This is a genomic window from Streptomyces sp. NPDC059851 (genome assembly GCF_042732005.1).
Lineage (GTDB): Bacteria > Actinomycetota > Actinomycetes > Streptomycetales > Streptomycetaceae > Streptomyces.
Window position 1 is genome coordinate 1 of sequence record NZ_JBHWJJ010000300.1, and the last position, 1,502, is coordinate 1,502.

Annotated in this window: 1 protein-coding gene; it reads left to right on the plus strand. The window is 69.9% G+C overall.

Annotated elements, in window-relative coordinates:
• Positions 1-1,502, plus strand: a 1,502-nt coding sequence (locus ACFV7Q_RS38860; RefSeq protein WP_385435673.1) for an acyl-CoA carboxylase subunit beta, incomplete at both ends; no start/stop codon positions are given.

The window sequence follows — 1,502 nt, forward strand, 5'->3', positions numbered from 1 at the left end:
GGCGCGGCGTGGACCGAGTGACCGGGCGACCGAGGCCCAGCACGCGAAGGGCAAGCTGACCGCGCGCGAGCGCATCGCACTGCTCCTCGACGAGGGTTCCTTCAAGGAGGTCGAGCAGCTGCGCCGGCACCGGGCGACCGGCTTCGGCCTGGAAGGCAAGAAGCCGTACACCGACGGTGTCATCACCGGCTGGGGCACGGTCGAGGGCCGCACCGTCTTCGTCTACGCGCACGACTTCCGGATCTTCGGCGGCGCGCTGGGCGAGGCCCACGCCACGAAGATCCACAAGATCATGGACATGGCCATCGCGGCCGGTGCCCCGCTGGTCTCCCTCAACGACGGCGCCGGCGCCCGCATCCAGGAGGGCGTGTCCGCCCTCGCCGGCTACGGCGGCATCTTCCAGCGCAACACCAGGGCCTCGGGCGTCATCCCGCAGATCTCGGTCATGCTCGGCCCGTGCGCGGGCGGGGCGGCGTACTCGCCGGCGCTGACGGACTTCGTGTTCATGGTCCGCGACACCTCGCAGATGTTCATCACCGGCCCGGACGTCGTGCGCGCCGTCACCGGCGAGGAGATCAGCCAGAACGGCCTGGGCGGCGCCGACGTGCACGCCGAGACCTCGGGCGTGGCGCACTTCGCGTACGACGACGAGGAGACCTGCATCTCCGAGGTGCGCTACCTCATCTCGATGCTGCCCTCCAACAACCGCGAGAACCCGCCCGTCCACCAGACCTCCGACCCGGCCGACCGCCGCTCGGACGTCCTGCTGGACCTGGTCCCCGCGGACGGCAACCGCCCGTACGACATGCACAAGGTCATCGAGGAACTCGTCGACGACGGCGACGTCCTGGAGATCCACGAGCGCTGGGCCCGCAACATCATCTGCGCCCTGGCCCGCCTCGACGGCCAGGTCGTCGGCATCGTCGCCAACCAGCCGCAGACCCTGGCCGGCGTCCTCGACATCGAGGCCTCCGAGAAGGCCGCGCGCTTCGTCCAGATGTGCGACGCCTTCAACATCCCGATCATCACCCTGCTGGACGTGCCCGGCTTCCTCCCGGGCGTCGACCAGGAGCACGGCGGCATCATCCGCCACGGCGCCAAGCTGCTCTACGCGTACTGCAACGCCACCGTCCCGCGGATCTCCCTGATCCTGCGCAAGGCCTACGGCGGCGCCTACATCGTCATGGACTCCCAGTCCATCGGCGCCGACCTCACCTACGCCTGGCCGACCAACGAGATCGCGGTCATGGGTGCCGAGGGCGCCGCCAACGTCATCTTCCGCAAGCAGATCGCGGAGGCCGAGGACCCCGAGGCCATGCGCGCCCGCATGGTCAAGGAGTACAAGGCCGAGCTGATGCACCCGTACTACGCGGCCGAGCGCGGCCTCGTCGACGACGTCATCGACCCCGCCGAGACCCGCGAGACGCTGATCAGCGCCCTCGCGATGCTCCGCAACAAGCACGCCGACCTGCCGTCCCGCAAGCACGGCAACCCGCCGCAGT